Annotated in this window: 23 protein-coding genes; 8 read left to right on the plus strand and 15 right to left on the minus strand. The window is 63.9% G+C overall.

Going from position 1 to position 21,356, the window contains the following annotated elements:
* Positions 1-517: 517 nt before the first annotated feature.
* The 3 genes from ACZ1JC_RS17230 to traA form a co-directional block, all read right to left on the minus strand.
* Positions 518-871 carry a hypothetical protein gene (locus ACZ1JC_RS17230; protein WP_465135713.1) on the minus strand — a complete coding sequence of 118 codons (354 nt, stop codon included), beginning with the start codon at positions 869-871 and terminating at the stop codon, positions 518-520.
* Positions 872-1,051: 180 nt separating this feature from the next.
* The gene (locus ACZ1JC_RS17235; protein ID WP_465135712.1) at positions 1,052-1,762 is read right to left on the minus strand and encodes a DUF6118 family protein; all 711 of its coding nucleotides are present in this window, start codon (positions 1,760-1,762) and stop codon (positions 1,052-1,054) included.
* 4 nt (positions 1,763-1,766) lie between these two features.
* Positions 1,767-4,595, minus strand: a complete 2,829-nt coding sequence (traA, locus tag ACZ1JC_RS17240) for a Ti-type conjugative transfer relaxase TraA (RefSeq protein WP_465138563.1) — start codon at positions 4,593-4,595, stop codon at positions 1,767-1,769.
* Between the two features lie 171 nt (positions 4,596-4,766).
* Here traA and ACZ1JC_RS17245 point away from each other — a divergent pair, with 171 nt between their 5' ends.
* The 5 genes from ACZ1JC_RS17245 to ACZ1JC_RS17265 all read left to right on the plus strand — a co-directional run bounded on the left by ACZ1JC_RS17245 (position 4,767) and on the right by ACZ1JC_RS17265 (position 7,282).
* Positions 4,767-5,105 (plus strand): conjugal transfer protein TraD, encoded by a 339-nt coding sequence (locus ACZ1JC_RS17245; RefSeq protein WP_465135711.1) that lies wholly within the window; start codon positions 4,767-4,769, stop codon positions 5,103-5,105.
* Positions 5,106-5,121: 16 nt separating this feature from the next.
* Positions 5,122-5,334 carry a conjugal transfer protein TraD gene (locus tag ACZ1JC_RS17250; protein WP_465135710.1) on the plus strand — a complete coding sequence of 71 codons (213 nt, stop codon included), beginning with the start codon at positions 5,122-5,124 and terminating at the stop codon, positions 5,332-5,334.
* 77 nt (positions 5,335-5,411) lie between these two features.
* The gene (locus ACZ1JC_RS17255) at positions 5,412-5,810 is read left to right on the plus strand and encodes an excalibur calcium-binding domain-containing protein (RefSeq protein ID WP_465135709.1); all 399 of its coding nucleotides are present in this window, start codon (positions 5,412-5,414) and stop codon (positions 5,808-5,810) included.
* 351 nt (positions 5,811-6,161) lie between these two features.
* Positions 6,162-6,743, plus strand: coding sequence for a hypothetical protein (locus tag ACZ1JC_RS17260; RefSeq protein ID WP_465135708.1), 582 nt, complete (start codon positions 6,162-6,164; stop codon positions 6,741-6,743).
* A 320-nt stretch (positions 6,744-7,063) separates the two neighbouring features.
* The gene (locus ACZ1JC_RS17265; protein WP_465135707.1) at positions 7,064-7,282 is read left to right on the plus strand and encodes a helix-turn-helix transcriptional regulator; all 219 of its coding nucleotides are present in this window, start codon (positions 7,064-7,066) and stop codon (positions 7,280-7,282) included.
* A 62-nt stretch (positions 7,283-7,344) separates the two neighbouring features.
* Here the strand turns inward: ACZ1JC_RS17265 and ACZ1JC_RS17270 are convergent, their stop codons facing one another.
* The 8 genes from ACZ1JC_RS17270 to ACZ1JC_RS17305 all read right to left on the minus strand — a co-directional run bounded on the left by ACZ1JC_RS17270 (position 7,345) and on the right by ACZ1JC_RS17305 (position 14,855).
* Positions 7,345-7,629 (minus strand): sigma factor-like helix-turn-helix DNA-binding protein, encoded by a 285-nt coding sequence (locus tag ACZ1JC_RS17270; RefSeq protein WP_465135706.1) that lies wholly within the window; start codon positions 7,627-7,629, stop codon positions 7,345-7,347.
* Entirely contained in the window at positions 7,626-8,513 is an 888-nt protein-coding gene (locus ACZ1JC_RS17275) for an ArdC family protein (protein WP_465135705.1), read from the minus strand. Before ACZ1JC_RS17275 ends, ACZ1JC_RS17270 begins: the two co-directional genes overlap by 4 nt.
* 694 nt (positions 8,514-9,207) lie before the next feature.
* Positions 9,208-10,146 (minus strand): magnesium transporter CorA family protein, encoded by a 939-nt coding sequence (locus ACZ1JC_RS17280; RefSeq protein WP_465135704.1) that lies wholly within the window; start codon positions 10,144-10,146, stop codon positions 9,208-9,210.
* A gap of 159 nt (positions 10,147-10,305) precedes the next feature.
* Positions 10,306-11,880, minus strand: a complete 1,575-nt coding sequence (locus ACZ1JC_RS17285; RefSeq protein WP_465135703.1) for an MltF family protein — start codon at positions 11,878-11,880, stop codon at positions 10,306-10,308.
* Between the two features lie 224 nt (positions 11,881-12,104).
* Positions 12,105-12,554 carry a peptide-methionine (R)-S-oxide reductase MsrB gene (msrB, locus tag ACZ1JC_RS17290; RefSeq protein ID WP_465135702.1) on the minus strand — a complete coding sequence of 150 codons (450 nt, stop codon included), beginning with the start codon at positions 12,552-12,554 and terminating at the stop codon, positions 12,105-12,107.
* 55 nt (positions 12,555-12,609) lie between these two features.
* Entirely contained in the window at positions 12,610-12,912 is a 303-nt protein-coding gene (locus tag ACZ1JC_RS17295) for a UBP-type zinc finger domain-containing protein (RefSeq protein ID WP_465135701.1), read from the minus strand.
* Positions 12,909-14,537 (minus strand): FAD-dependent oxidoreductase, encoded by a 1,629-nt coding sequence (locus tag ACZ1JC_RS17300; protein WP_465135700.1) that lies wholly within the window; start codon positions 14,535-14,537, stop codon positions 12,909-12,911. Before ACZ1JC_RS17300 ends, ACZ1JC_RS17295 begins: the two co-directional genes overlap by 4 nt.
* Before the next feature lie 114 nt (positions 14,538-14,651).
* Positions 14,652-14,855: a hypothetical protein gene (locus ACZ1JC_RS17305; RefSeq protein ID WP_395332183.1), complete on the minus strand. Its 204-nt coding sequence runs from the start codon at positions 14,853-14,855 to the stop codon at positions 14,652-14,654.
* A gap of 143 nt (positions 14,856-14,998) precedes the next feature.
* Between ACZ1JC_RS17305 and ACZ1JC_RS17310 the strand changes: the two genes are divergently transcribed.
* Entirely contained in the window at positions 14,999-15,538 is a 540-nt protein-coding gene (locus tag ACZ1JC_RS17310) for an AAA family ATPase (RefSeq protein WP_465135699.1), read from the plus strand.
* Positions 15,539-15,624: 86 nt separating this feature from the next.
* Positions 15,625-15,969: a DUF2322 family protein gene (locus ACZ1JC_RS17315; protein ID WP_465135698.1), complete on the plus strand. Its 345-nt coding sequence runs from the start codon at positions 15,625-15,627 to the stop codon at positions 15,967-15,969.
* Between the two features lie 5 nt (positions 15,970-15,974).
* Here the strand turns inward: ACZ1JC_RS17315 and ACZ1JC_RS17320 are convergent, their stop codons facing one another.
* The 3 genes from ACZ1JC_RS17320 to ACZ1JC_RS17330 all read right to left on the minus strand — a co-directional run bounded on the left by ACZ1JC_RS17320 (position 15,975) and on the right by ACZ1JC_RS17330 (position 18,939).
* On the minus strand, positions 15,975-16,628 hold the full coding sequence (locus ACZ1JC_RS17320; protein WP_465135697.1) for a dihydrofolate reductase family protein: 654 nt from the start codon (positions 16,626-16,628) through the stop codon (positions 15,975-15,977).
* 95 nt (positions 16,629-16,723) lie between these two features.
* The gene (locus ACZ1JC_RS17325) at positions 16,724-17,890 is read right to left on the minus strand and encodes an MFS transporter (RefSeq protein WP_465135696.1); all 1,167 of its coding nucleotides are present in this window, start codon (positions 17,888-17,890) and stop codon (positions 16,724-16,726) included.
* Positions 17,891-17,904: 14 nt separating this feature from the next.
* Entirely contained in the window at positions 17,905-18,939 is a 1,035-nt protein-coding gene (locus tag ACZ1JC_RS17330) for an aldo/keto reductase (RefSeq protein ID WP_465135695.1), read from the minus strand.
* A gap of 117 nt (positions 18,940-19,056) precedes the next feature.
* Here ACZ1JC_RS17330 and ACZ1JC_RS17335 point away from each other — a divergent pair, with 117 nt between their 5' ends.
* Positions 19,057-19,962: a LysR substrate-binding domain-containing protein gene (locus ACZ1JC_RS17335; protein WP_465135694.1), complete on the plus strand. Its 906-nt coding sequence runs from the start codon at positions 19,057-19,059 to the stop codon at positions 19,960-19,962.
* Between the two features lie 78 nt (positions 19,963-20,040).
* On the opposite strand, the gene ACZ1JC_RS17340 is transcribed toward ACZ1JC_RS17335, so the two are convergent.
* Positions 20,041-21,090, minus strand: coding sequence for a tyrosine-protein phosphatase (locus tag ACZ1JC_RS17340; RefSeq protein WP_465135693.1), 1,050 nt, complete (start codon positions 21,088-21,090; stop codon positions 20,041-20,043).
* Positions 21,091-21,356 lie beyond the last annotated feature (266 nt).

Raw genomic sequence — 21,356 nt, forward strand, 5'->3', positions numbered from 1 at the left:
AACTCTGAAAATCGGCCATTCCGCTTTGTTGGGTCAGCTGACATGCCGCCTCTGCTTGCGAACACCAACCCAAAGTCCGCAAAGCCCAACGAGCAACCACACGGGTGTCGCGACAAGAGCAAGTCCGCTACCCGCATAGAACCAGAAACGACCGGCTTCGGTAACACGCTCAAAAACGGGATTGCCGAAGAGAAGGGCATCTCTGATGCCTAGCATTAGCCAAAGCAAAATCGGCAAGCTGGCCGCGATACCAACCGCGACTGCGCGCACCCAAAAACGTGTTGATTGCGCTCCGAAGAAGCCAATTACCCCGGCGGCAACTAGGTAACATATAAGAAACACGATTGGTCCCATGAGCCTCTTCTAAACCGGCTTTGGAAAGTCCGCTATGTCAGCGTGTCCGGAAGGGCAAGTTTCGGATTAAAATCGCGCAATCCGGCCGACCTGGATCCAGAGTGGCCGCGATGGCAGTTCTATGACCGGCGAGGGTGGATAGCCGACAGGCAGCTTGGAGGCTTCAGCGGACGTGACCAACAACCCGTAAGCCAGTCGAGATGTCTTCCAAGGGAAGTTTCCTGCCGAGCGCCAAAAGCGCAGAACGGACGGCCGCAAGATCGTGTGTGTAGTGTGCCGCAGGTACATTATTTTTGCGAGGAAAAACAGCTACCGCTGGAATCTCAATCCATTCGATCCCGACAAGTGGAAATGGGCCAAATTCAAAGCTGTCCGCAAAAACATGGGGCGCATGGAGCCATGGTAAACTGATAACCTTTGCGTCCTCGGTCTCGATAAACTTGACTACAAGCTGTCGTATGCCGAGGCTATCGTCCTCTAAGGTATCGAAGACAGACCGCCATTTTGTATTCGACATGAAAGATGTCGAGTATGATCGCAGGACAGCGCGGCGCTCGCGACGTAGCTCGGCTGATAAGTCATGCTTCATGCCACCTGTCTGCCTTCAATTAGAAGCGGTCGCAATACGCGATAGGCAACCAGCACAGGCGACCACAAAGTCGGCGAAAGCGGTCAGTCTCGTCACGGCCAGAGCCAGTCATTCCGACGTGTGAAGTCGCTGCATGTTCGCGCGCCCACTCCCAACGCGATTGGCTTTGCGGTTTGCTTTGGGGTTGGCAGATTTTGCGGATCCGACCTCTTGGTCCTCGCCCGAACGCAAAGTGGCCTGCATTTTCAACCACCTGTCCGCATCGGAAACCTCTAAAAGCCGTTCTCCGGCAGCCCATTTATCGCGCCCAAGGATCGCCGCCGCCCGTTCCTCCGGCCAATGCCAGCTCGCAGGAGCCATCCATGAAATGGCGTCCTTACCGACACCCCCTAGGAAGAGCCCAACAATAAGCGTCACGCTGGCGGTGATCGCCATCCACTTGTTCTGCACCTGCCCATCGCGGGCCTTGGTGACCACACTGTCGATGGAAGCAACACCGACGCAAAGGTCGCTCCGCGCCCGCTCCCACGCCTGCTGATCGGCCAGACGCCCCTCCCTGCCTGCCTCCTTAATTTGCCCGGCGATCTTGTCGGGCGTCAGCGCCATAGCCGGATGATGGTTGAGTTTTTCGACGACCCCGCGCACCGCCTCGAAACGCTCTTCGATCTTCGCCAGCTCGGGACTGTAATCGCGGGCATGCATCTCCTGAAACTTGACGGCGAGGCCGTCGATGGCGGCAGTAAGTCCTGCGAGACGCTGGCCCATGGCCTCGAACGCAGCGGCAGGATCAAGCTCTTGGGGGGTGTGGATGTCGGGCATCCGATCAGCTTATCCCGATTCCACGATCGCGCGAGCGGCCGAGCCAGTTCTGGATATTGTGAGATAACGAAGCATTCTCACGCACCGGGATTCCCAGCTCAAACGATCTCGCCTTCAGCCGCGACTCGAGTTCGGGGTCGCGATGGAGACTTTTGGCGAACTGATCGATTCGCTCTGCCGCCCGTTCCATGCCGAGTTCATTACCCTCCCTGCGCATCCGCATGAGGAGCCGGGTCTGGGTCTGGAACTCGTTGACGAAGCGGTCGGCACGCAAGTCGGCATCGATGCGGATCTCGCTCTCGGCCATCATCGCCTGGATCGCGCGGCGGGTCTGCCCCTTCCCGGCTTCGTCGGCGAGATCGGGCTCCTTTCGCATCGCCTCCTGAAGATCGCGGGCACCATGCTCCCGCACGCGGTCCAGATTGTCGGCCGCTTGATCCAACGCCTGGTTCTGCATGCCGATGGGTTTGAGCCCCATCGCCTGCATGCGACGGATTTCCTGCACCGCGCGCCCGTAGGCCTGCACCGCCACCTCCAGCGGCTTCGGCGGCGCGGCAATCGTCGGCGCCTTTAGCTTGAGCCCGGCAAAAGGATCGCGCTTGATGGCGATTTCGGCTTGCGGCTCACGCTTCAGCTCGAAGGCCGGGCTGTAGTCGGAAGCCATATCCTTCGACCGATCCCGGCTCAGCACACGAACCAGCTTCGAGCGATCGGCAAAGTCGTCCTTGCCATAATGAAGATCGACCTGCGCCCGGTGGCGCGACAACGCCACATAGGCGCCATGCCGGTCGAGCCCCGGCGTGGCGAGCACTTGCACCCGGTCCACCGTCATGCCCTGCGCCTTGTGGATCGTCGCGGCATAGCCGTGATCCACATTGGCATAGTCCTTGAGGTCGAAGGCGACCGACCGGCCATCATCGAGCATGACCGCCATGCTGAAGGGCGAGACGCTGCGCAGGGTGCCCAGCGATCCATTCTTCACCCCCATGCTGCGCTCGTTGCGGAAGAACATCACCCGGTCGCCCACGGCAAAGGCCCGCTCGCCGCGCTCGACCTTGAGCGCCATATCCTCGCCGAGCTCTCCAGCCTCGCGCATCTTCCCGCGCGCCGCCGTATTCAGTTCGCCAACCTCGTCATTGGTGTGGGTGAGAATGATCCGGCTTGCCTCGGGATTGCGCTGCCGATCGCGATCCCACTGTCCGACCAGCGCTTCGCGCGCAGCCTCGCGGGTCGGCGCCACATGGACATGCCCAGCCTGCTCATAGGCCAGCACCGCCTCGCCGGTGCGTCCGGTGGCAAGATCGCGGGTGGCCTCGCGCTGCCACTCTTCGCTCTGGCGCCGCACCTGCATGATCTCGACGCTGCCATGGCGCTCGGCAATGCTGCGGAATGCTGCACCGGCCTCGATCGCCTGCAACTGTTCGGGATCGCCTACCAGCACGACCTTGGCCCCGCGCTTCTCAGCCTCGGAGAGCACGCGCTCCATCTGCCGGGTGCCGACCATCCCGGCCTCGTCGATGACGAGGACCGAGCGGTCAGTCAGAAGCTCGCGATCCTGCGCCCATTGCCGCTCCATGCTGGCAATCGTGCGGCTTGAAATACCCGACCCGCTTTCGAGGTTCTCGGCGGCGATGCCGGAGAGCGCAGCGCCGCGCACCTCATAGCCTGCCGAGTGCCAGGCATCATGGGCCACGCCGAGCATCGCGCTCTTGCCAGTGCCGGCATAGCCAATCACCGATGAGAGCCCACGGCCATTGGTCACATGTTCGAGCGCGCCGCGCTGCTCTCCCGATAGCGAGAGGCCCCTCGCCTCTGCACGGGCGAGCGCCTTTTCCTGCATGGCACGGCTGACGCCGTGACGCCGCCCGGCATCGAGTTTGATCGTGGCCTTCTCGAGCCGCCTCTCGGTCTCGATCATCGACCGCGAGGTGAAGCGATCCTCGCCGCGCCCGTCCTTGCCGAGCGCGATCAGCTCGGGCGAGGCGCGGACCGCGCCCAGCACCTGATCGAACTGCTCCTTCCCATCGCTGTGCCGGTGCACGAACTTGGCGAGATCGCGCGCGGTGAACGTCGCCTGTTGGTGGGTGATCGCATCAAGCGCGATTGCCGGATTGGCGAGGATCTTCTCGCCATTGGCGCGGGCAATCGCGTGGTGCTCTTCGAGCCTTTCACTTTCCAGCCCATGCCCCGCCATGCGCGAGGCGGCAGGACCGATCTTGTGTTGCGGCTCGAGCTCGATGCCCTGCGCTTCCAGCGAGCGGTGATCGATCCGCGCATCGATATCGAGTTCGGCCAAGCGCTGGTTGACGTGATCGGCCCAGGCCTCGCGCCAATGGGTGAGCAGTTCGGTGCGGTTCCAGTCGCGAACCTTGGGACCGAACCCTTCCTCGGTCACTTCGCGCATGCCGAGCATCACATGGGCATGGGGCTTGGGCTGGCCGTCCTCGCCGATATCCCAGTGCACATTGAGATCGGCGACCATGCCCCGCGCCACGAATTCACGGCTCACGAAGTCCCTTGCGAGGCGAATGCCCTCGACTTGGTCGAGCTCGCGCGGAATGGCGAACTCGACCTCACGGCAGAGCTGTGCGTCCTTGCGCTTCTCGGCCGCCTCGACATCGTTCCACAGCCGCTCGCGATTGTGCCACTCCTCGGGCGCGTTCTCGGGGAGCATGACTTCCGAGTGGACGACGCCCGCCTTGTTGGAAAAGTCATGATCGCGCCCCAGCCGCTCATCGTGCAGCCGGGAGGCGGAACGATAGGCGGCGGCGGCCACCGCCGAGGAGCCGGTAGCGCGAGAAATGACTTTGGCCGAGAAGTGGTAGATCGCCATGACGGCCAACCATTTACACTTCAAGCAGCACGTCGGCACGACGTATAAGCGCGCCCTCGAACGATTTCATCGCACTCGGGAACGCGAAATCCCAGAAGATTTCACGCTATTGTTCGGCGCTGAGACTCCCGATAGCTGAAACGTCCGCCTCGATCAAAGAAAGGACGGACGATGCGCAAGCCCCGTGACTATGACGCCGAACTCAAAGCGCTTACCGATAAGGCGCGGCAACTCAAAACGCGCAAGACCAGCCAGCTCGGCGAACTGGTGAACGCGACAGGTGCCGATGCGCTTTCCGCCGAAGTGCTGGCCGGCGCACTCCTTGATGCTGCCACCTCCAACGATGCAGCAAAGAAGGAGGCGTGGCGCAAGCGGGGCGCCGCGTTCTTTTCAGGGCACGGCAAAGGCGCTCGCGCAGGAACTGGCAGCGAGCATCACAGCAACTTGGGCAGCGCTGCGGCGGAACCAGGCAGCGCGCAACTGCCACTTGGCGAGCCGGGCGCGGCATGATGCCCGCGCGTGGCAAGTGAAGCGGCGCGAACGCACCCGCCAGCTCATCGAACTGGGCGGGCTGATCGCGAAGGCCGAACTGGTCGAACTGACCGGGGATGACCGCGCAGTGATCCTCGGTCTGCTCGTCGAAGCAGCGGCGAAGCTGCGCGGCGAAGATCGCGATCAGGCACTGACGCTGTGGCGAAGGCGCGGCATGCGGGCCTTTAGCGATCGTTTAGACTGTTGAAGGCACAACCGGCGTGTTCGCGGGGCCAAGGCCCACGAACACGCAGCCCGGGTTGGGCAAACGGGGGCGGGGAAGCGATGTCCAACAGGAGGCGATTTCGGGCGCTGCCGCTTCAGCACGGCAGACAGTTCAGGAAACGCCCTGCGCCGCGCAAGCGACAGTCGCAAACCCGCCGGACCGCAACGTGGCTCGGCCTCGCAGCGATTGTGGGCGGCGGCGTGGGCTACCTCAGCACCCAGGGTGATGAACCGCTGCAAGCGGTCCAGCAATTGCTGCCCTCTTCCGGCTCAGCCTCCTCGCCGAAGTCGTGGGCCTACTATGCTAACTGCGATGAGGCGAGAGCAGCCGGCGCAGCGCCGCTCTACGTGGACGAGCCCGGCTATCGTCCGCAGCTTGATGCCGATGGCGATGGAATTGCCTGCGAGCCTTATCGCGGTTCGCATTCGCACAGGCGCAGACTGCGTTTTCACCTCTAGGCGGAGCGCAGCATCGGAAGATCGCTGTAACTACCGTCCGAGCGCCACTGGACCGGCCCGATCCAGTCAGAACTTGGCCTAAGGATTCCCGTCTGTTATCCTGCCAAGGCGCTGTGCAAAGGGCAGCGCCGGGACTGGTAATCCCGCAAGTGAATCAAGCTCGGAAAACACAGTTTTCCGGGGTGCCGACGCGTATGTCCAAACCTTCGGGTTAAAGGCGGCGGCGCATGTCACTTGCATGTTACCAGCTCCGGCGGCTCCCGCGCGTTAGCGTGCGGGAGTTCGGGACTGGTCCGCAGGTTGTCCCGAAGGCTTCCGCCAACCCGCCCTGATGCGGACCCGGAGGTGCCAATGGACGTTCTTGTTCCTGCTGCTTCACCCGATGAAATCGCCGCTGTCTCTGCGGCGCTCAACTCCTTGCCCCACGATAATTCCGCGCTCGCCGCGCTCTGGAAAATCTACGACGCCGAACCAGTGCGATTGCTGCGCACCAAGCAAGGCCGCAGCCTCAGTCGTGACCGCTACAAGCGAGCCGAACAGTTCGCGGCCATGCTGTCACCGGACGCGCCATTCGACTGGCCGGACTTTCTCTATTCGACCGGGATCGTCGTGCAGCTCGCACTGTCCTCGCATCTGCTCGATGTCGGCTTTCCGGACAGCTGGTGTGCCCGGTACATCAGCCTGCATGTCGACAGGTCGCTAGCCTACGCCAACATGACCGCATTCGGGTACGATTGCCCGGAGACGGCGCGGCTGATGCAGGTGCTGGCGCCTTACTGGAAATGGAATCGCCGCAATCTGATGGACGGCAAGCATCCCGACGATGGCGGCTTCACGCCCGATGAGGTTCGGGCGCTGGTTGCCGCGCTGCTCGGTCATGTGTGCCAGGTCACCGGCCACGCGCGGTCGCGGCAGCGGGCAGTGCGATCCTGATAGCACCATTGCGGCGCTGACATTCCAGACGGAGGCGCGGCGTGATCGTCGTCGAGGTCTGACGCGATTCGGGCTCATGAGATGGTTGAGGCTCGCGTGCGAGACGCGGGCTGAGACGGCTTGGGACACAGCCGGAGGATGTGTGCATCCTGCGACAAAATTATTTTGTCGTCCCCAGTCGACCTCAGTCGTCCCAGGGCGTCCGATTGAAGGAATTCCCCCGCTTTACGGGCGTTTCGGGTACTTGCGCCCTGCTCGAATTGGCCCAATCTTGCTCATGGCCGGCCAGTCCACCTCACGAACAGGAAAGGACAACGCCAATGAACATGACGCCCCACGACCGTTTCCTGCGCCTGAATATCGTTCTCGAACGCACGGGCCTGTCCCGCGCAACTCTCTACCGCAAGATCCAGTCGGGCACTTTCCCGAGACAGGTTCGCATTGCCGAGCGCTGCTGCGGTTGGCGCGAAAGCGCCATTACCGAATGGATGAATAGTCCGATCTCGTACCTGGTCGACGACTTCCCGCCGCAAGCCTGAAAAATCGTCACGCCTGAAACAAGGCCGAGGCGCGTCCGCCGCAGCGGACGCGCCCCGGTTCCTTACCAGCCCTTGCGCTCCTGCCGATCCCGCGAGCGCACGATCATGCCCATCGCGCAGCCAAGCTCTTTCTCCACCCGGCGAACACTGATGCCCATACGCTCGGCGATCTGCTCAAAGCGGAGACCTTCGAAGCGCCAGAGGCAGAAGGCCCGATTGGGCAGGTACGGAAGCGAGTAGATCGCGCGGGCCAGACGCCGCAGTTCCGGCTGCTCGTACTCGGGGAAGGCATTACGCAGGAATGCCTCGTGGAAGCGCTGCTGCAGCAGATAGAGATACCACCTCATGCTGCTTCCTCCCCGAAGGCGAGGAGGTAATCGGCTGCCTTGCTGGCTGCACTGGCCGCCCGGAAGATCGCCTTCTCGTCGGCGCGGAGCACTTCAAGCCATGAGCCAATGTAATCGCTGTGCCGCACCGTGGGCTGGATACCCAGCGATGCACAGGCAAAGGCCGAGGTCATCTCGGCAATCAGCTCTTCCTTTGCATACGATGCCGTACCGTACTTGCCGGTGTGATCGCGATCCAATCGGCCCTTTCCGCCACTCCAATGACCAAGTTCATGAAGTGCCGTCCGGAACCAGTTCACCGGCTCATGGAAAGCCGCCTGTGGGGGCACCTGCACGTAGTCCAGCTTGGGGGCATAGAAAGCCTCGTCCCCGCCGATCCGGAAATCCGCGCCGGTGGCTGCGATGATCCGATCCACCTCGGCAATTGCCATCACCGGATCGGGAACCACCGGTTCCTCCGCATACTGCTCCGGCAGCCCCTCGATCTGATCGAGGTTGAACACGACAAAGCGCTTCAGGAACGCAATCGTGCGCGCCTCGCGATCCTCGCACTGTGCCTGCTCGGTCTCACCCTTCGGGGTGAAGCGATCCGCATAGCAGATGACCGTACCCTTCTCGCCGCGCCGCACATGACCGCCTGCCGCCAGGGCCTGTTTAAAGGTAAGCCAGCGCTGCGAAGCGAACCGGCGTTCCACTGCCTCACACCACAGGATCAGAATATTAATCCCGGAATAGACCCTTCCGGAAACCGCATTATGCGGCATCAGGCAGGGGCACCGCGCACTGTCCCAGGGTTGCACCCAAGGGAGCCGCCCCTCTTCGAGCTCGGCAATGATGCGCGACGTGACCTCTCCATAGAGGCTCTGGCGATTGGTCCTTTCCATTTCTCCTGTTCCTTTCCTCAACCGCCATTGACCGGCGCCGGGGTGGCGGGGGGCGGCAGGAGCGGACCAAAAGCCTCGCCTCAGATGGCGGGGTGCACCGAAAGGCCGGAACAGGGTGGAGGACCTGGGCTCCGCCCAGGTTGCGGCTCGCCATGGCGGGGCTAAGGGGCCGTGACGCCCCCCGTCACCCTGGAGCCGAGGCACACGCCGACGCGCCACAGGCGCGGAGACCGCTGACGGGACGCGGACAGCGTCCCGCCCCGCCAGCGATCGAAACGGCTATGCCGACGAGACGCCGCAGGCGGCTCGGTTGAGCGTCAGCGAAATAGAGCGCGGCCGTGCCCAGGCACGGGGCGGCTGGACGGTGCCTTCAAGGCGGCAACCCTGGAGAATCTCCACGCCATGCGTAAAAATCGCCGCTCAGAGACCCAAAAAATCAAAAAACCGGCACCACATCTGAACAGCTTGACTTAACCTAAGACAAGTTTCATAGTTTCTCAGTGAATCCCACCAACGGTCACAATTATATTGGATTTAATGTTGGTAAGGTTTTCACTATATTTTCTGGTGCAAATAACATTTCAAATAGTTGTTGCGAAATTACGAATCCTGCCGCCCCAGCCAGTTTCCCAAAAATCACGTCGGTTTCCCGAAACATGATAGGCATCGGCTCAGGTGCCGCAATCGGGCCCGCTCAGATCCAGTCCCGCCATTTGAACCACAAGTAGGGGACAAGGGCGGAGAGCAGGCAGAGAATGAGCGCGAAGGGATAGCCCAGCGGCCAGGCCAGTTCGGGCATGACATGAAAGTTCATGCCGTAGACGCCGACCACCAAAACCGGCGGTATTCCCACAACCGAGGCGACCGTCAGCACTTTGACCACGTCGTTCTGCTCGATGCTGATGAAGGCGGTCGCCGCGTCCTGTAGCAGTTGGATCCGGCCGCCCAGGCTCGTCTCGAACTCGTCGAGCGAGGCTATGTCGTGCTGGACGGCCTCTAGCCGATCCCGCAGAGCCTGATCGAGTTCCGGCGTGCAGCGATCGAGGACGAAACTCACCATGCGGCCGATGCTCAGGAACGTGTAGCGCACGCGGGAGGCGCGATCGCTGGCCTGGCCCATGTTGCGCATGATCTCGCGAATCTTGCGGGTCTCCTTGCCTAGGCGGGATCGGAACGTCTCTTCGAAGAACAGCGCCTGCGATGCCTGGGAGACCATTTCCGAAGCGTGTTCCAGGTGGTCTGCGTCGCGGTCCACGATGTCTTCCAGCAAGGACGCAAGTGCAGAGCCCGGCGTGAGATCGGGCGCATTGCGGACGGCGTTCGCAACGGAGTCGAACGGCAAGAGCTCCGCATAGTGCACGGTCACCAGGACATCGGGGGTAAGGATGAAGCCCGCCGGTGCCAGTTGCCAGTGTCCGGTGTTGATGCCGCCGATCAACGGCGCGCTCATGTAGAGAATCTGGCCGTCGACGCGCAGGCGGCTGGAGGATTCAATCTCGCGCAGCGCGGCCAGATCGGGAATGCGGATGCCGAAGCGCTGTTCGATCGCCCGTTTCTCGTCGTCGTCGGGCGATAGAAGATCCAGCCAAACCGCGCTGCCTTCCGCCGAGCCTTCGGGAAACGATCGCAACATCCGAAGGCTCCTGCTCAGCCCTGCAACGGATGCGACGGCCTACGTGCCATCCGCGGCGACGACATCGGGAAAGGGCTGCTCGAAAGAATGACGGACCTCATGCCCGGAAACAACCATCCACTGCAGACAACGTTCCCTGCCTTTACGGGCGCGCGCGCTCTATGTTCCGGTGGCGTGACCCGTGATGCTGGCCTTGCCCGCTGCCTTTTGCTCCCGCGCTTCCTGGATCAGGCTGTAGGCGACGTAATACTTGTAGATATTGCTGACGTACGTGGTCGTTTCCGATCCGATCTTTTCCATGGCGATACGTTCGACATTGCCGAACCAGATGTTCGGATTCAGGCCGCGTTCCTTGGCGATCGCGCGCAGCTGTGCGATCCGGGCGGCGCCGGCGTTGTAGGCGGCGAAGGTGAATAGCGCCTTGTTCAGCGGATCCATCGGCTCCTTTTCGAAATAGCGGTCACGCAGGAAGCGCATGTATTTCACGCCGGCATGGATGTTCGGTTCCACTTGGCGAATGTCGCCGACTTTTTGCGTTTCGCCGGTTTTCGGCATGAGCTGCATGATGCCGACTGCGCCGACCGGACTGTGCGCATTGTTGTCCAGCCGGGATTCCTGATAGCCTTGCGCGGCCATCAGCAGATAGTCGAAATCGTACTCCCCGCCGTAACGGCGGAACAGTGCCGCAAGGTTCAGGAACTTCTGACGCTCCGCATCTGAAGAGGCGTCTTTCACATAGTTCGTGTTCTGCAGGTACTTCTTCTGGAGAACCCGGCCGATCGCGGAATTGAGGCCCTTTGTTTCGATGAACTGATTGAGGTTCGCCATCATCTGCGGCGAATTCTTGCGGATCGCCACCGCCAGCGATCCATTGCGGCGCACGGCGATGTCATCATGGATCTGGATATTGGGGAAGACCGACTTCCAGAACCGCGCAAGGTAGTCGTCCACGACCGTCGCCGGGATCAGCCCGGCGTTCACCATTTCCAGCAGGTCGTCGTCTTCAAGCGATTCCGGCGCTGCGCGGATATCGACAGGCTTCTTGCCCGCGCCCTTCAGCGCGGCGTTGAGTGTCTGCAGGCTGGCATAATAACTGGAACTCTTGCGAACGAAGATGGTCTTCCCGGCGAGGTCATCGGTGGAGTGAACCGGCGCAGCGCCCGGTCCGGTAATGAGGACTTCCGAAATGCCGGTGCGCGTGGGGTTGGTGAAATCGATCAGGCTCTGGCGTTCGGGCGTGATCGTCAATTGCGCGATCACCATGTCCACGCGGCCGTCGCGCAGGGCAGGCAGCAGGGCGTCGCGTGGCATTGGGATCGGCACGACGTGGATTTTCAGCGATCCGGGAGGTTGCCGCTTGTTGAGCTCTTGCTCCAGCATGGTGAGATATTCGTAAGACAGGCCGCGCTGCACGCCCTTGTCGATGAAGTAGAAGGTGCGGTTGAACGGCACGCCCACGCGAATGAGGCGCCGGGCGATCAGCGCATCGAAGTCGCCGGTGAACTTGATGTCCACCAGTTTGCGCATGTCGGGCGGCAGGCCCAGTTCGTATGTCGGCGCTGCATCGCTGGCTGCGGCTGTCGCGGTTTCCTTGTGCTCGGGCGTTTTCGTCTGGTCTTTCGGCCCGGAGCATCCGCTGGCCAGCAGCCCCGTCAAGGACGCGCAGGCGAACACGATGCTGATCACCCGATTACGGGCGCGGCGTTCCAGATAGGGCCGATCTGCCATCATCATGCATCCGAGCTTGTCGCATCGGCACGCCGTTCACGTCGCGGCGAGGGGGAACGCCCGGATTTTCGCCGATGCGATCATGCAGAAAAGGTTCTGCCTGGATGGCTTTCCAGAATTCTTCACGTGAGGGAATCGGGAAGAATCCCAAGGTCGGCACAGGATATCCATGACCTTTGCACGCCTGCCGCGACCGCCGCGGCGAACGGCGGTCGCATTCGGTGTTCCGATCAGCCGATGTCTTCGACCTGATCGAGATAGGCGCCGTAGCCCTGGTCCTCCATCTCTTCGCGCGGGACGAAGCGGAGCGAGGCCGAATTGATGCAATAGCGCAGGCCGCCACGATCGAGCGGGCCATCCTCGAACACGTGGCCAAGGTGGCTGTCGCCGTGGGCGGAACGCACTTCGGTGCGGGTCATGCCGTGGGTGTGGTCCACCAGGTTGTTCACGTTGGCCGGCTCGATCGGCCGAGTAAAGCTGGGCCAGCCGCAACCGGATTCGTACTTGTCGGAAGAGGCGAAAAGGGGTTCGCCCGAAACGATGTCGACGTAGATGCCCGGCTTCTTGTTGTAGAGATATTCTCCGCTGCCGGGCCGTTCGGTGCCGCTGTGCTGGGTGACGTGGAACTGTTCCGGCGTCAGGCGCGCGATCGCTTCGGCGGACTTCTGGTAGGTGGGCATGAACTGTTCTCCTTGGCGCGAAGATGGTGATGGATTCGCGCGGAGGGAAGAGGGCCTAGAAGAACCGGGGAATCGGTCCAAGCTGCGGCGTCTGGTCCGGCAGGTCTACCTCCACCCGATCCACATAGCACCAGCCCCAGCCTTCGGGCGGATCATAGCCCTCGATGATGGGGTGGTGCGTCGCATGGAAATGGGCGCTGGCGTGGCGGTTCGGGGAATCGTCGCAACAGCCGACATGGCCGCAGCTGCGGCACAGGCGCAGATGGACCCAGAAGCTGCCCGTCTTCAGGCACTCCTCACAGCCGCGCGCGCTGGGCGTGACCGTGTTGATCGTCGAACTGTGCGGGCAGGAGCTCATGGCACGGCCTTTCGGGCAAGGAGGGCATGGATCTGCGAGACGACCGCCGCGCCTTCGCCGACGGCGGCGGCAACGCGCTTGGTGGATCCGGCGCGCACGTCGCCGATCGCGAAGACGCCGGGCATGGCGGTTTCCAGCGGCTGCGCGGCGCCGGTGACGACGAAGCCGTTCCCATCCTTCTCGACCTCGGCCGGAAGCCAGTCCGAATTGGGATCGGCGCCGATGAACAGGAACATGTGGCGCAAGTCGCGCTGGCGGACCACGCCGTCGCCGCAGCGGATGTCGATGGTGGCCAGCGTGCCGTCCTCCTGCCCGTCCACCGCGATGACTTCCGCGCCCACGTGGATTTCCACGTTCGGCAGTTCGGCAATCCGCTCTATCAGGTAACGCGACATCGTCTGTTCCAGTGGCCGCCGCACGATCAGATGCAGGCGCTTCACTTGCGGCGCCAGATAGACCACGGCCTGCCCGGCGGAGTTGCCGCCGCCGACCAGCGCCACTTCCTCACCCGCGCAAATCCGGGCCTCTATGGGAGAGACCCAGTAGGAGATGCCCGTGCCTTCGAAGCGTTCGAGGCCCTGGATGGGAAGCCGGCGATAACGCGCGCCGGATGCGACCACCACGGTTCGCGCCTTCACGCAGCGCCCTGCGGACATGGTGATGCGCAAGTTCTCCTCTTCCGGCATCAGCGCTTCGACAGAGACGGGAATGGCGATCCGGGCGCCGAACTTCAGCGCCTGGTTGAACGCGCGGCCGGCGAGTGCGTGGCCTGAGATGCCGGTGGGGAAGCCCAGATAGTTCTCGATCCGCGCAGAAGCACCGGCCTGTCCGCCCATGCTGCGCGAATCGAGCACGACCACGGAAAGCCCTTCCGACGCGGCATAGACCGCTGCGGCCAGCCCCGCCGGCCCCGCGCCGACGATCGCAACGTCGTGCAGCACGTCCGAATCGATGTGCGAGGTCAGGCCAAGGCAGGCGGCCAGATCCTCCTCGTGCGGTGCGCGCAGGATCGATCCGCTGGGGCAGACCACCAGCGGATATTCCGATGGCCCCACGCCGAGGCGTTCGACCATGGCCTTGCCTTCCTCGTCCCGGGTCGCATCCAGAACCAGCGAGGGGTAGCCGCTGCGGCGGAGGAATTCCTGCAGGCGCAGCACTTCCGCGCTTTGCGGAATGCCGATGATGATCGGGCCGGCGCCGCCTTCCTCGATCAGGCCGACCCGGCGCAGGATCAGCGCGCGCATGACCTTTTCGCCGAGTTCCGCCGAACCGATCATGAGCGCGCGCAAATGAACGTCGTCGATCGGCACGGCGGTGCAGCCGTCCGGTCCGGCGGTTCCGCCGGCGATCGTCGGGCGGCCGGACAACTGATTGATTTCCCCGCTGAACTGGCCGGGGCCGTGGGTGGTGATCCGTGCAGCCCGGTTGAGCCCGTCGCGCCGCTGCACTTCGATCGCGCCTTCCAGCACCAGCCAGGTCGGCGCCTGCGTATCGCCGATGGCGTAGACGGTCTCTCCGGCGGCGAAGCGGCGCTCCGGCCCGCTGGCGAAGTGCCGGGCGAGAGACAGCTCGCTTGCCGACAGGACCGGAAACATCTGGTATTCGCGCGTCTCGATCGTGCTCATGGGGCCTCCGCGGCGCGGTGTGGACGCCCGAGACTAACCCATGATGCCAAGGCTGGAAACGCCAAGGCGGCAAGATCACCGCCCCGCGGGCTCATGGGTCTTGTCTGTCCGCGATCAGGCCAGTCCGGTAATTTCCAGATTCTGGGCCACGCGCCGGATGGTGCAGAGCTTCCTTGCGCCTTCCCAAAGCTCCGCGCTGCGACGAGCCGCCTGCTGATGGGCGATGATCAGGGCGCCGGCGATGTCGGGAGCCGAAAACTCGAGGCGCTTGGCAAGGCCGATGCCGTCTTCCAGAAACTTGAGCGTGTAGACCTTCATGTCCATCCTCCATGGGCGGTTCGATCTCGCGTTTTCGCGCCCGGTCGTCAATTATCCGCTTGGGTAGGAAGCCGAACCGTTTTGCGTCGGAATGAAGGGAAAATCCCGTCCGAGTGCTGCCGCTATGATCACAAAGAGGTGTAATGGACCGTTTTGTAGTGCTTTCCGGCTGCTCCGGCGGCGGCAAGTCGACCCTGCTTGGCGAACTGGAACGGCGCGGCTTCGCAGTGGTGGCGGAGCCTGGGCGCCGGATCGTTGCGCAGGAGCGGTTGACCGGCGGCGCGGCCTTGCCGTGGATCGATCCCACCGCATTCGCCCGGCGCGCGGTCGCGATGGCGTTGGAGGACCGCAGGCAGGCGGCGGGTCTGCCGGGCACGGTGTTCTTCGATCGCGGGCTGATCGATGCGGCGGTGGCGCTGGAACATGCCGCCGGCATCCCTGCCGCACACACCTGCGGAGCCGAACGCTATCACCGCCGCGTTTTCATGACGCCGCCCTGGCCGGAAATCTTCCGCAATGACGGAGACCGTCTCCATGGCTTCGACGAGGCTGTTGCCGAGTATGAAAGGCTCGTCCGGGCTTGCGAGCGACTGGGATATTGCGTCGAACCGGTGCCCCGGATGCCGGTGCCGGCCCGCGCCGACTGGGTGCTGGCGCGCCTTGGCATCGGCGTTTCGTCGTGACGGTTCATCTCCGTCCCGCACCGCATGGCGGACGGCGGTGGAAGGTGTTAGGGGCCGCGCGCAATTGATACGGGACTATTCGAAAAATGCTGGCAACGATCCAACCGGGCACGACTTTCAAGGACACTCTTCAGAAGCTGCCGTCGATCGACGGCGTGCAGCGCCTCGACCTTGTCGATGAAGCGGGCACGGTGGTGGCCGGGATCGAAAACAAGCCGGGCAAGCAGGGATCGCTGGCGGTCTACCAGTACCTGAAGCAGTGCTTCGGAGTGCTGGACGCGAAGGCTGCCGAACACGGTCTGGAGATATTCTGCGAACACACCGAGGACGCACGCAACCGCCCCGGCGCGCATCCTAACGTCGACCTGTTGCTGGCGATTGCTGCCGGCGGCGCGCCGCTGGGCATGGAAGTCGTCGCCGCAGAGGGCTGACGTCGCTACGCCCTGTCCTCGCGGCCGAGCACGATATGGGTCGCGAGGTCGGTGGCGGTGGATTGCGTCACGCGGTAGCCCAGCGCGGGAAGGTCCAGCCCTTCGAATAGCGCCTCGCCCTGTCCCAGGAGGACGGGCGAGAGCGCAAGGTGCAGGTCGTCGATCAGGCCGGCCTGCAGATACTGGCGAACGGTCGAGACGCCGCCGCCGATCTTTACGTCCAGCGTGCCGGCGGCTTCGCGGGCACGCTCCAGCGCGGCATGGATGCCGTCGGTGACGAAGTGGAACGTGGTGCCGCCTTCCATCACGATCGGGTCACGGGGGTGGTGCGTCAGGATGAAGGTCGGCGCGTGATAGGGGGGATTGTCTCCCCACCAGCCTTTCCAGCCATCGTCCGGCCATTCGCCGCGTGACGGGCCGAACATGTTGCGGCCCAGGATGAAGGCGCCGAAGCCTTCCATCGAACGGCGGGCAAAGCTTTCGTCCACGCCGTCGGACCCGCCGCTTTCACCGATCATGGCCTTGAAGGTCCGGGTTCCGTAGATCCAGCCGTGCAATTCGGTCCCGCGCTTGCCCAGCGGATCCTGCAGGCTCTGTTCCGGGCCTGCGCCGAAACCGTCCAGCGATATCGAAAATCCTGCGACTCTTACGCGCGCCATTCCGGTCTCCTCTGCTCCGCCCGCCATGCTGCCTTGCCCCGCTGCCGGCTGCAATCCGAAAGCGGGGCAAGAAACATCGCTGGAGGTAGAGGGCCTTAGGCCGGGGCGACGCGCGCCGTCGCGCCGCCGCGCGCGACGAGGAGGACGATGACCAGCCCGATCGTGGAGGTTGCCGCGCCCGCCAGCGCCACTGTCGGATAGCCAAGGCCGGCTGCGATCACGCCGCCGCCCAGTGCCGCGCCGATGGCGTTGCCGAGATTGAAGGCACCGATGTTCACGGACGAGGCGAGGTTGGGGGCATCGGCGGCGGCGGTCATCACCCGAACCTGAAGCGGCGGCACCAGCGCGAAACTCGCCACGCCCCACAGGAAGATCAGGATCGCCGCCGGCGCGGCCAGCGGCATCAGCAGCGCGAAGGCGACAAGGATCACGGCGAGCGACCCCAGCGCGGCGATCAGCGTGCGGTCTACCGACCGGTCCGCAAAGCGCCCGCCCAGCCAGTTGCCCACGGTAAGGCCGAGGCCATAGGTGACCAGCATCGCGGTAACATATCCCAGCGAGGCATGGGTCACTTCGCGCAGGATCGGCGTGATATAGGTGAACACGGTGAACATCGCGCTCGATCCGATGACGGTCAGGCCCAGCGCGCCCAGCACGCGGCCGCGCGTCAGCACGCGCAGTTCGGCAATCGCGTCGCCACCGGCCGGCGCGGGAAGCTTTGGAAGCGTCAGCCACAGCGCCGCCATCGTGATAACGCCAAGCCCGGCGGTTCCCCAGAAGGCCGCGCGCCAGCCCATGTGCTCGCCCGCCCAGGTCGCCAGCGGCACGCCGACGACATTGGCGATGGTAAGCCCCATGAACATCGCCGCGACGGCGCCCGCGCGCTTCTGCGGCGGCACCAGACTGGCCGCGACGACCGAGCCGACGCCGAAGAAAGCACCGTGGTTGAGCGAGGTGACGATGCGCGCCACCAGCAGCATCGAATAGCTGGTGGAGATCGCCGCCATCAGGTTGCCGAGCGTGAAGATGCCGGTCAGCGCCACCAGCAAGGTGCGGCGCGGCACGCGGCCGGTGGTCAGCGTCATCAACGGAGCGCCGATCATCACGCCCAGTGCATAGGCGCTGATCAGCAGCCCGGCGACGGGGATGGAGACGCCGGTGCCTTCGGCGATGACGGGCAGCAGGCCCATCGGGGCGAATTCGGTAACGCCGATGCCGAACGCGCCAAGCGCGAGGGCCAGCAGGCCGGGGTTGAGCTTCATGGCAAGATGTCCGTTCAAACCAGCGGCGGGTTCAGGCGGGCAAAGCCCTCCTGCTGCCGGTAGGGGGTGTGGGGGTAGGGCGGCAGCACGTCGCTTGCCGCATCCAGCGCGGCGATCTGTTCGGCCGAGAGCGACCAGCCGACCGCGCCCAGATTCTGGCGCAATTGCTCCTCGTTACGCGCGCCGATGATGACGGAGGAGACGGTGGGGCGCTGCAACAGCCAGTTGATCGCGATCTGCGGCACGGTCTTGCCGGTTTCGGCGGCGATCGTCTCGATCGCGTCGATCACGCGGTAGAGGTGCTCCTGTTCGACCGGGGGCGCGAACTGTTCGGTTTCGTGCAGGCGGCTGCCGTCCGGGATGGGCCGGTCGCGGCCGATCTTGCCGGTCAGACGGCCCCAGCCGAGCGGGCTCCAGACCAGCGCGCCGATGCCCTGGTCCGCGCCCAGCGGCATCAGATCCTGCTCATAGGCGCGGCCGATCAGCGAATAGTAGACCTGATGCGCCACGAAGCGCGGCAGTCCGTGCTGGCTGGCATGGGCCTGTGCCTTCATCAGCTGCCAGCCGGGATAGTTGGACACGCCGGCATAGCGCAGCTTGCCCGCGTCGATCAGGCCAGCCAGCGCCTCCATCAGTTCGTCCACCGGCGTGGAGGCATCGAAGGCGTGGAGCTGCAGCAGGTCGATATGATCGGTGGCAAGGCGGCGCAGAGCGTCCTCCACGGCGCGGACCAGCCGCGCGCGGGATGCGCCCCAGTCGGCCGGACCATCGCCCATCGGCAACCCGGTCTTGGTGGAGATCAGCACCGCGTCGCGCCGGCCCTTGATCGCATCGCCCAGGATTTCTTCCGAAGCGCCGTTCGAATAGACGTCCGCCGTGTCGAACAGGGTGACGCCGGCCTCAAGGCAGATGTCGATCAGCCGCCGCGCGTCGCGCGCGTCGCTTTGCCCCCAGGCGCTGAACAGCGGGCCTCTGCCACCGAAAGTGCCGGTGCCGAAACTGAGGGCGGGTACCCGCAGGCCGGATGCGCCAAGCTGCCGATATTCCATTGCACGATCCTTCAGATTTGCGTTCGCCAATTTCCATTCGCGAATTCATATTCAGGCGCATAAATGGATTACGGATGTCGGCGGCAGAAGCGCCCTTGGTGGCGAAGGATTTTTGACATGGATGCAAAAGTGACGCTGGGGGCAGACCGGGCGCGGGCGCTGGAGATATTCGCGACGGTTGCCGATACGGGCAGCTTTTCGGCGGCCGGGCGGCTGTTGGACCTGACTCCTTCGGGCGTCAGCCGCACGATCGACCGGATCGAGGCGCGGCTGGGCGTCCGGCTGCTGCTGCGCTCCACCCGCACGCTGACGCTGACGGCGGAAGGGCAGGCCTACCTGCAGGCGGCGCGGCGCATTCTCTCCGATCTGGACGACGCGGAACAGGAGATCGCGGATCAGGGCGCACCGCGCGGCCGGTTGCGGGTGAGTGCGGCACTCTCACACGGCCGGCTCTGCGTCGTCCCGCTGCTGGGCGCGTTCGCCCGGCGCTATCCGCATATCCTTGTCGACATCGCGCTGACCGATGCGCTGGTGGACGTGGCGGGTGGTCAGGCCGATGTCGCGGTTCGCTTCGGCCCCTTGGCGGATAGCGCGCTGACCGCGCGGAAGATCGGGGAGACGGGCAGGGTGATCGTCGCCTCGCCCGATTATCTCGCCCGCCACGGCACGCCGCGCGCGCCGGAGGACCTGCACGGGCACAATTGCCTGAACTTCAATTTTCGCCGCGCCGAACCGACATGGCCGTTCCGCCGTGACGGTCAGGACTTCGCGCTTTGCGTGAAGGGCAATATCGAGGCGAACAACGGCGAAACGCTGGGCCAGCTTGCCGCCAATGGCGTGGGCGTCACCCGCGTCGGCGCGTTCAGCGTGGCATCCGAACTGGCCGCCGGCGGGCTCGTTCCATTGCTGGAGGAATACAACCCGGGCGATGTCGAGCCCATCCACGCGGTGTTCGTGGGCGGTGCGAACGTCCCGCGCCGCGTGCGCGTGTTCGTGGACTTTCTGGTCGAGAACTTGCGTTGATACGGAAGGGCACGGCGCGCCGGCGGGCAGGGAAGCGCCCGCCCGCCGGTCTTTGCGATGTCTGTGCAGGCGGGGCGATCAGTCCAGCATGATCTTGCGCAGCTTGGCGAAGTCCGCGTCGGTCAGGCCCACCTTCTGCTTCAGGTAGCCTTCCGATCCGCCGTACTGCTGATCGAGATAAGTGAGGAACTGCGCGAGGTTCGATGCACCACTGGGCGTGTAGAGCGGCTCGGCCTTGGGCGGCTGGCCGTCGGCGCGGGCGGCGTAGTATTTCAGGATCGGGTTGTTCGGAAAGTCGGCCGGGTCGACCTTGGGCATTTCCCACTGCGGGCGGCGCAGTTCGGTGGACCGGTGATAGTCCTTGATGATGGTCTCGCGGTCGACGCCCAGCACGTCGTAGATCAAGGCCGTGGCGATGCCGGTGCGATCCTGCCCGGCCGAACAGTGGTAGACCACCGCACCCTCGTTCGCGAGAAGGCGGTTGAACAGTGCGCGGAACTGCGGAACCAGCATCACTTCCATGCCTTGGTACATGTTCTTGCCGCCGCTCTTGGCCATCTTGGCGAACAGCGGCTTCAGCGAATAGTCGTTGGCAAGGAACAGCGCGCCGGTGCGGTCGTCCAACTGGTCGGGCGCGACTTCGCGTTCCTCGATGGAGCGCAGATCGACCACCGCGCCGAGATGGAGCTGGCCCAGCAGGGCATAGTCGGCCTCGGTCAACAGCGGCATCGCGCCGGACCGGAAGGCCTTGTCCCACTTCACGGTATGGCCGTCCTTGGTGGCATAGCCGCCGATATCGCGGAAGTTGCTGCCCTGCTGAAGCGGCAGCACGCGCTCTGCGACGACGGTGGTCTTCCCGTTCTTGCCCTGAAGGATGACGTAGCGGCGTTCGCTGACCGGGATCGGCAGCTTGAGCCTGGCGTCCGTACTGGCGGTGGCGAAGCGCTGGTCGCCCTTGTCCAGCACGGTATCGGCGCTGATCCACACGGCGGCCGGGCCGGTATCCGTCCGCGAAAGTTCCACGGTCTGGTCATCGAGCCGAACCAGCGTGGCAGGCTCCGCCGCGATGGCGGGTGTGGCAGCCAAGGCAATGGTCAGGGCGATAAGAGCGGGGGCGGCCTTGCGCATCAATCGAAACCTCAAGCTGAGTGGTGGGTGGTGGCGCGTCTAGAACGGATGTATGTATCTCTTGTGACAAACCTGGCGTCAAATGGGCCGCCGCAATGATCGCCGATATGATGGATAAAAAGCATTTATCGTGCTCATTTCACTACCGTTCCGGAACGCGATTTCGGGTGAATTGGCGAGGATAATGTAACGATTGTTCCGTTGCGGCGATCGGCAACTGCGATCCCTGCGCAAGCGGCGAAGCGGCATGGCAGGCTTGCGTGGTT

Source organism: Sphingomonas sp. BL-S-28 (assembly GCF_055521515.1).

Bases quoted from the DNA above. Each gene is read 5' to 3' on its own strand.
- ACZ1JC_RS17280 (WP_465135704.1), bottom strand. From the start codon at position 10,146: ATGTTGCGATCGTTTCCCGAAGGCTCGGCGGAAGGCAGCGCGGTTTGG.
- ACZ1JC_RS17320 (WP_465135697.1), bottom strand. From the start codon at position 16,628: ATGGCGCGCGTAAGAGTCGCAGGATTTTCGATATCGCTGGACGGTTTC.
- ACZ1JC_RS17285 (WP_465135703.1), bottom strand. From the start codon at position 11,880: ATGATGATGGCAGATCGGCCCTATCTGGAACGCCGCGCCCGTAATCGG.
- traA (WP_465138563.1), bottom strand. From the start codon at position 4,595: ATGGCGATCTACCACTTCTCGGCCAAAGTCATTTCTCGCGCTACCGGC.
- ACZ1JC_RS17260 (WP_465135708.1), top strand. From the start codon at position 6,162: ATGGACGTTCTTGTTCCTGCTGCTTCACCCGATGAAATCGCCGCTGTC.
- ACZ1JC_RS17315 (WP_465135698.1), top strand. From the start codon at position 15,625: ATGCTGGCAACGATCCAACCGGGCACGACTTTCAAGGACACTCTTCAG.
- ACZ1JC_RS17275 (WP_465135705.1), bottom strand. From the start codon at position 8,513: ATGGAAAGGACCAATCGCCAGAGCCTCTATGGAGAGGTCACGTCGCGC.
- ACZ1JC_RS17235 (WP_465135712.1), bottom strand. From the start codon at position 1,762: ATGCCCGACATCCACACCCCCCAAGAGCTTGATCCTGCCGCTGCGTTC.
- ACZ1JC_RS17265 (WP_465135707.1), top strand. From the start codon at position 7,064: ATGAACATGACGCCCCACGACCGTTTCCTGCGCCTGAATATCGTTCTC.
- ACZ1JC_RS17340 (WP_465135693.1), bottom strand. From the start codon at position 21,090: ATGCGCAAGGCCGCCCCCGCTCTTATCGCCCTGACCATTGCCTTGGCT.
- ACZ1JC_RS17330 (WP_465135695.1), bottom strand. From the start codon at position 18,939: ATGGAATATCGGCAGCTTGGCGCATCCGGCCTGCGGGTACCCGCCCTC.
- ACZ1JC_RS17325 (WP_465135696.1), bottom strand. From the start codon at position 17,890: ATGAAGCTCAACCCCGGCCTGCTGGCCCTCGCGCTTGGCGCGTTCGGC.
- ACZ1JC_RS17335 (WP_465135694.1), top strand. From the start codon at position 19,057: ATGGATGCAAAAGTGACGCTGGGGGCAGACCGGGCGCGGGCGCTGGAG.
- ACZ1JC_RS17230 (WP_465135713.1), bottom strand. From the start codon at position 871: ATGTCGAATACAAAATGGCGGTCTGTCTTCGATACCTTAGAGGACGAT.
- ACZ1JC_RS17310 (WP_465135699.1), top strand. From the start codon at position 14,999: ATGGACCGTTTTGTAGTGCTTTCCGGCTGCTCCGGCGGCGGCAAGTCG.
- ACZ1JC_RS17255 (WP_465135709.1), top strand. From the start codon at position 5,412: ATGTCCAACAGGAGGCGATTTCGGGCGCTGCCGCTTCAGCACGGCAGA.
- ACZ1JC_RS17300 (WP_465135700.1), bottom strand. From the start codon at position 14,537: ATGAGCACGATCGAGACGCGCGAATACCAGATGTTTCCGGTCCTGTCG.
- ACZ1JC_RS17305 (WP_395332183.1), bottom strand. From the start codon at position 14,855: ATGAAGGTCTACACGCTCAAGTTTCTGGAAGACGGCATCGGCCTTGCC.
- ACZ1JC_RS17295 (WP_465135701.1), bottom strand. From the start codon at position 12,912: ATGAGCTCCTGCCCGCACAGTTCGACGATCAACACGGTCACGCCCAGC.
- ACZ1JC_RS17245 (WP_465135711.1), top strand. From the start codon at position 4,767: ATGCGCAAGCCCCGTGACTATGACGCCGAACTCAAAGCGCTTACCGAT.
- ACZ1JC_RS17270 (WP_465135706.1), bottom strand. From the start codon at position 7,629: ATGAGGTGGTATCTCTATCTGCTGCAGCAGCGCTTCCACGAGGCATTC.
- msrB (WP_465135702.1), bottom strand. From the start codon at position 12,554: ATGCCCACCTACCAGAAGTCCGCCGAAGCGATCGCGCGCCTGACGCCG.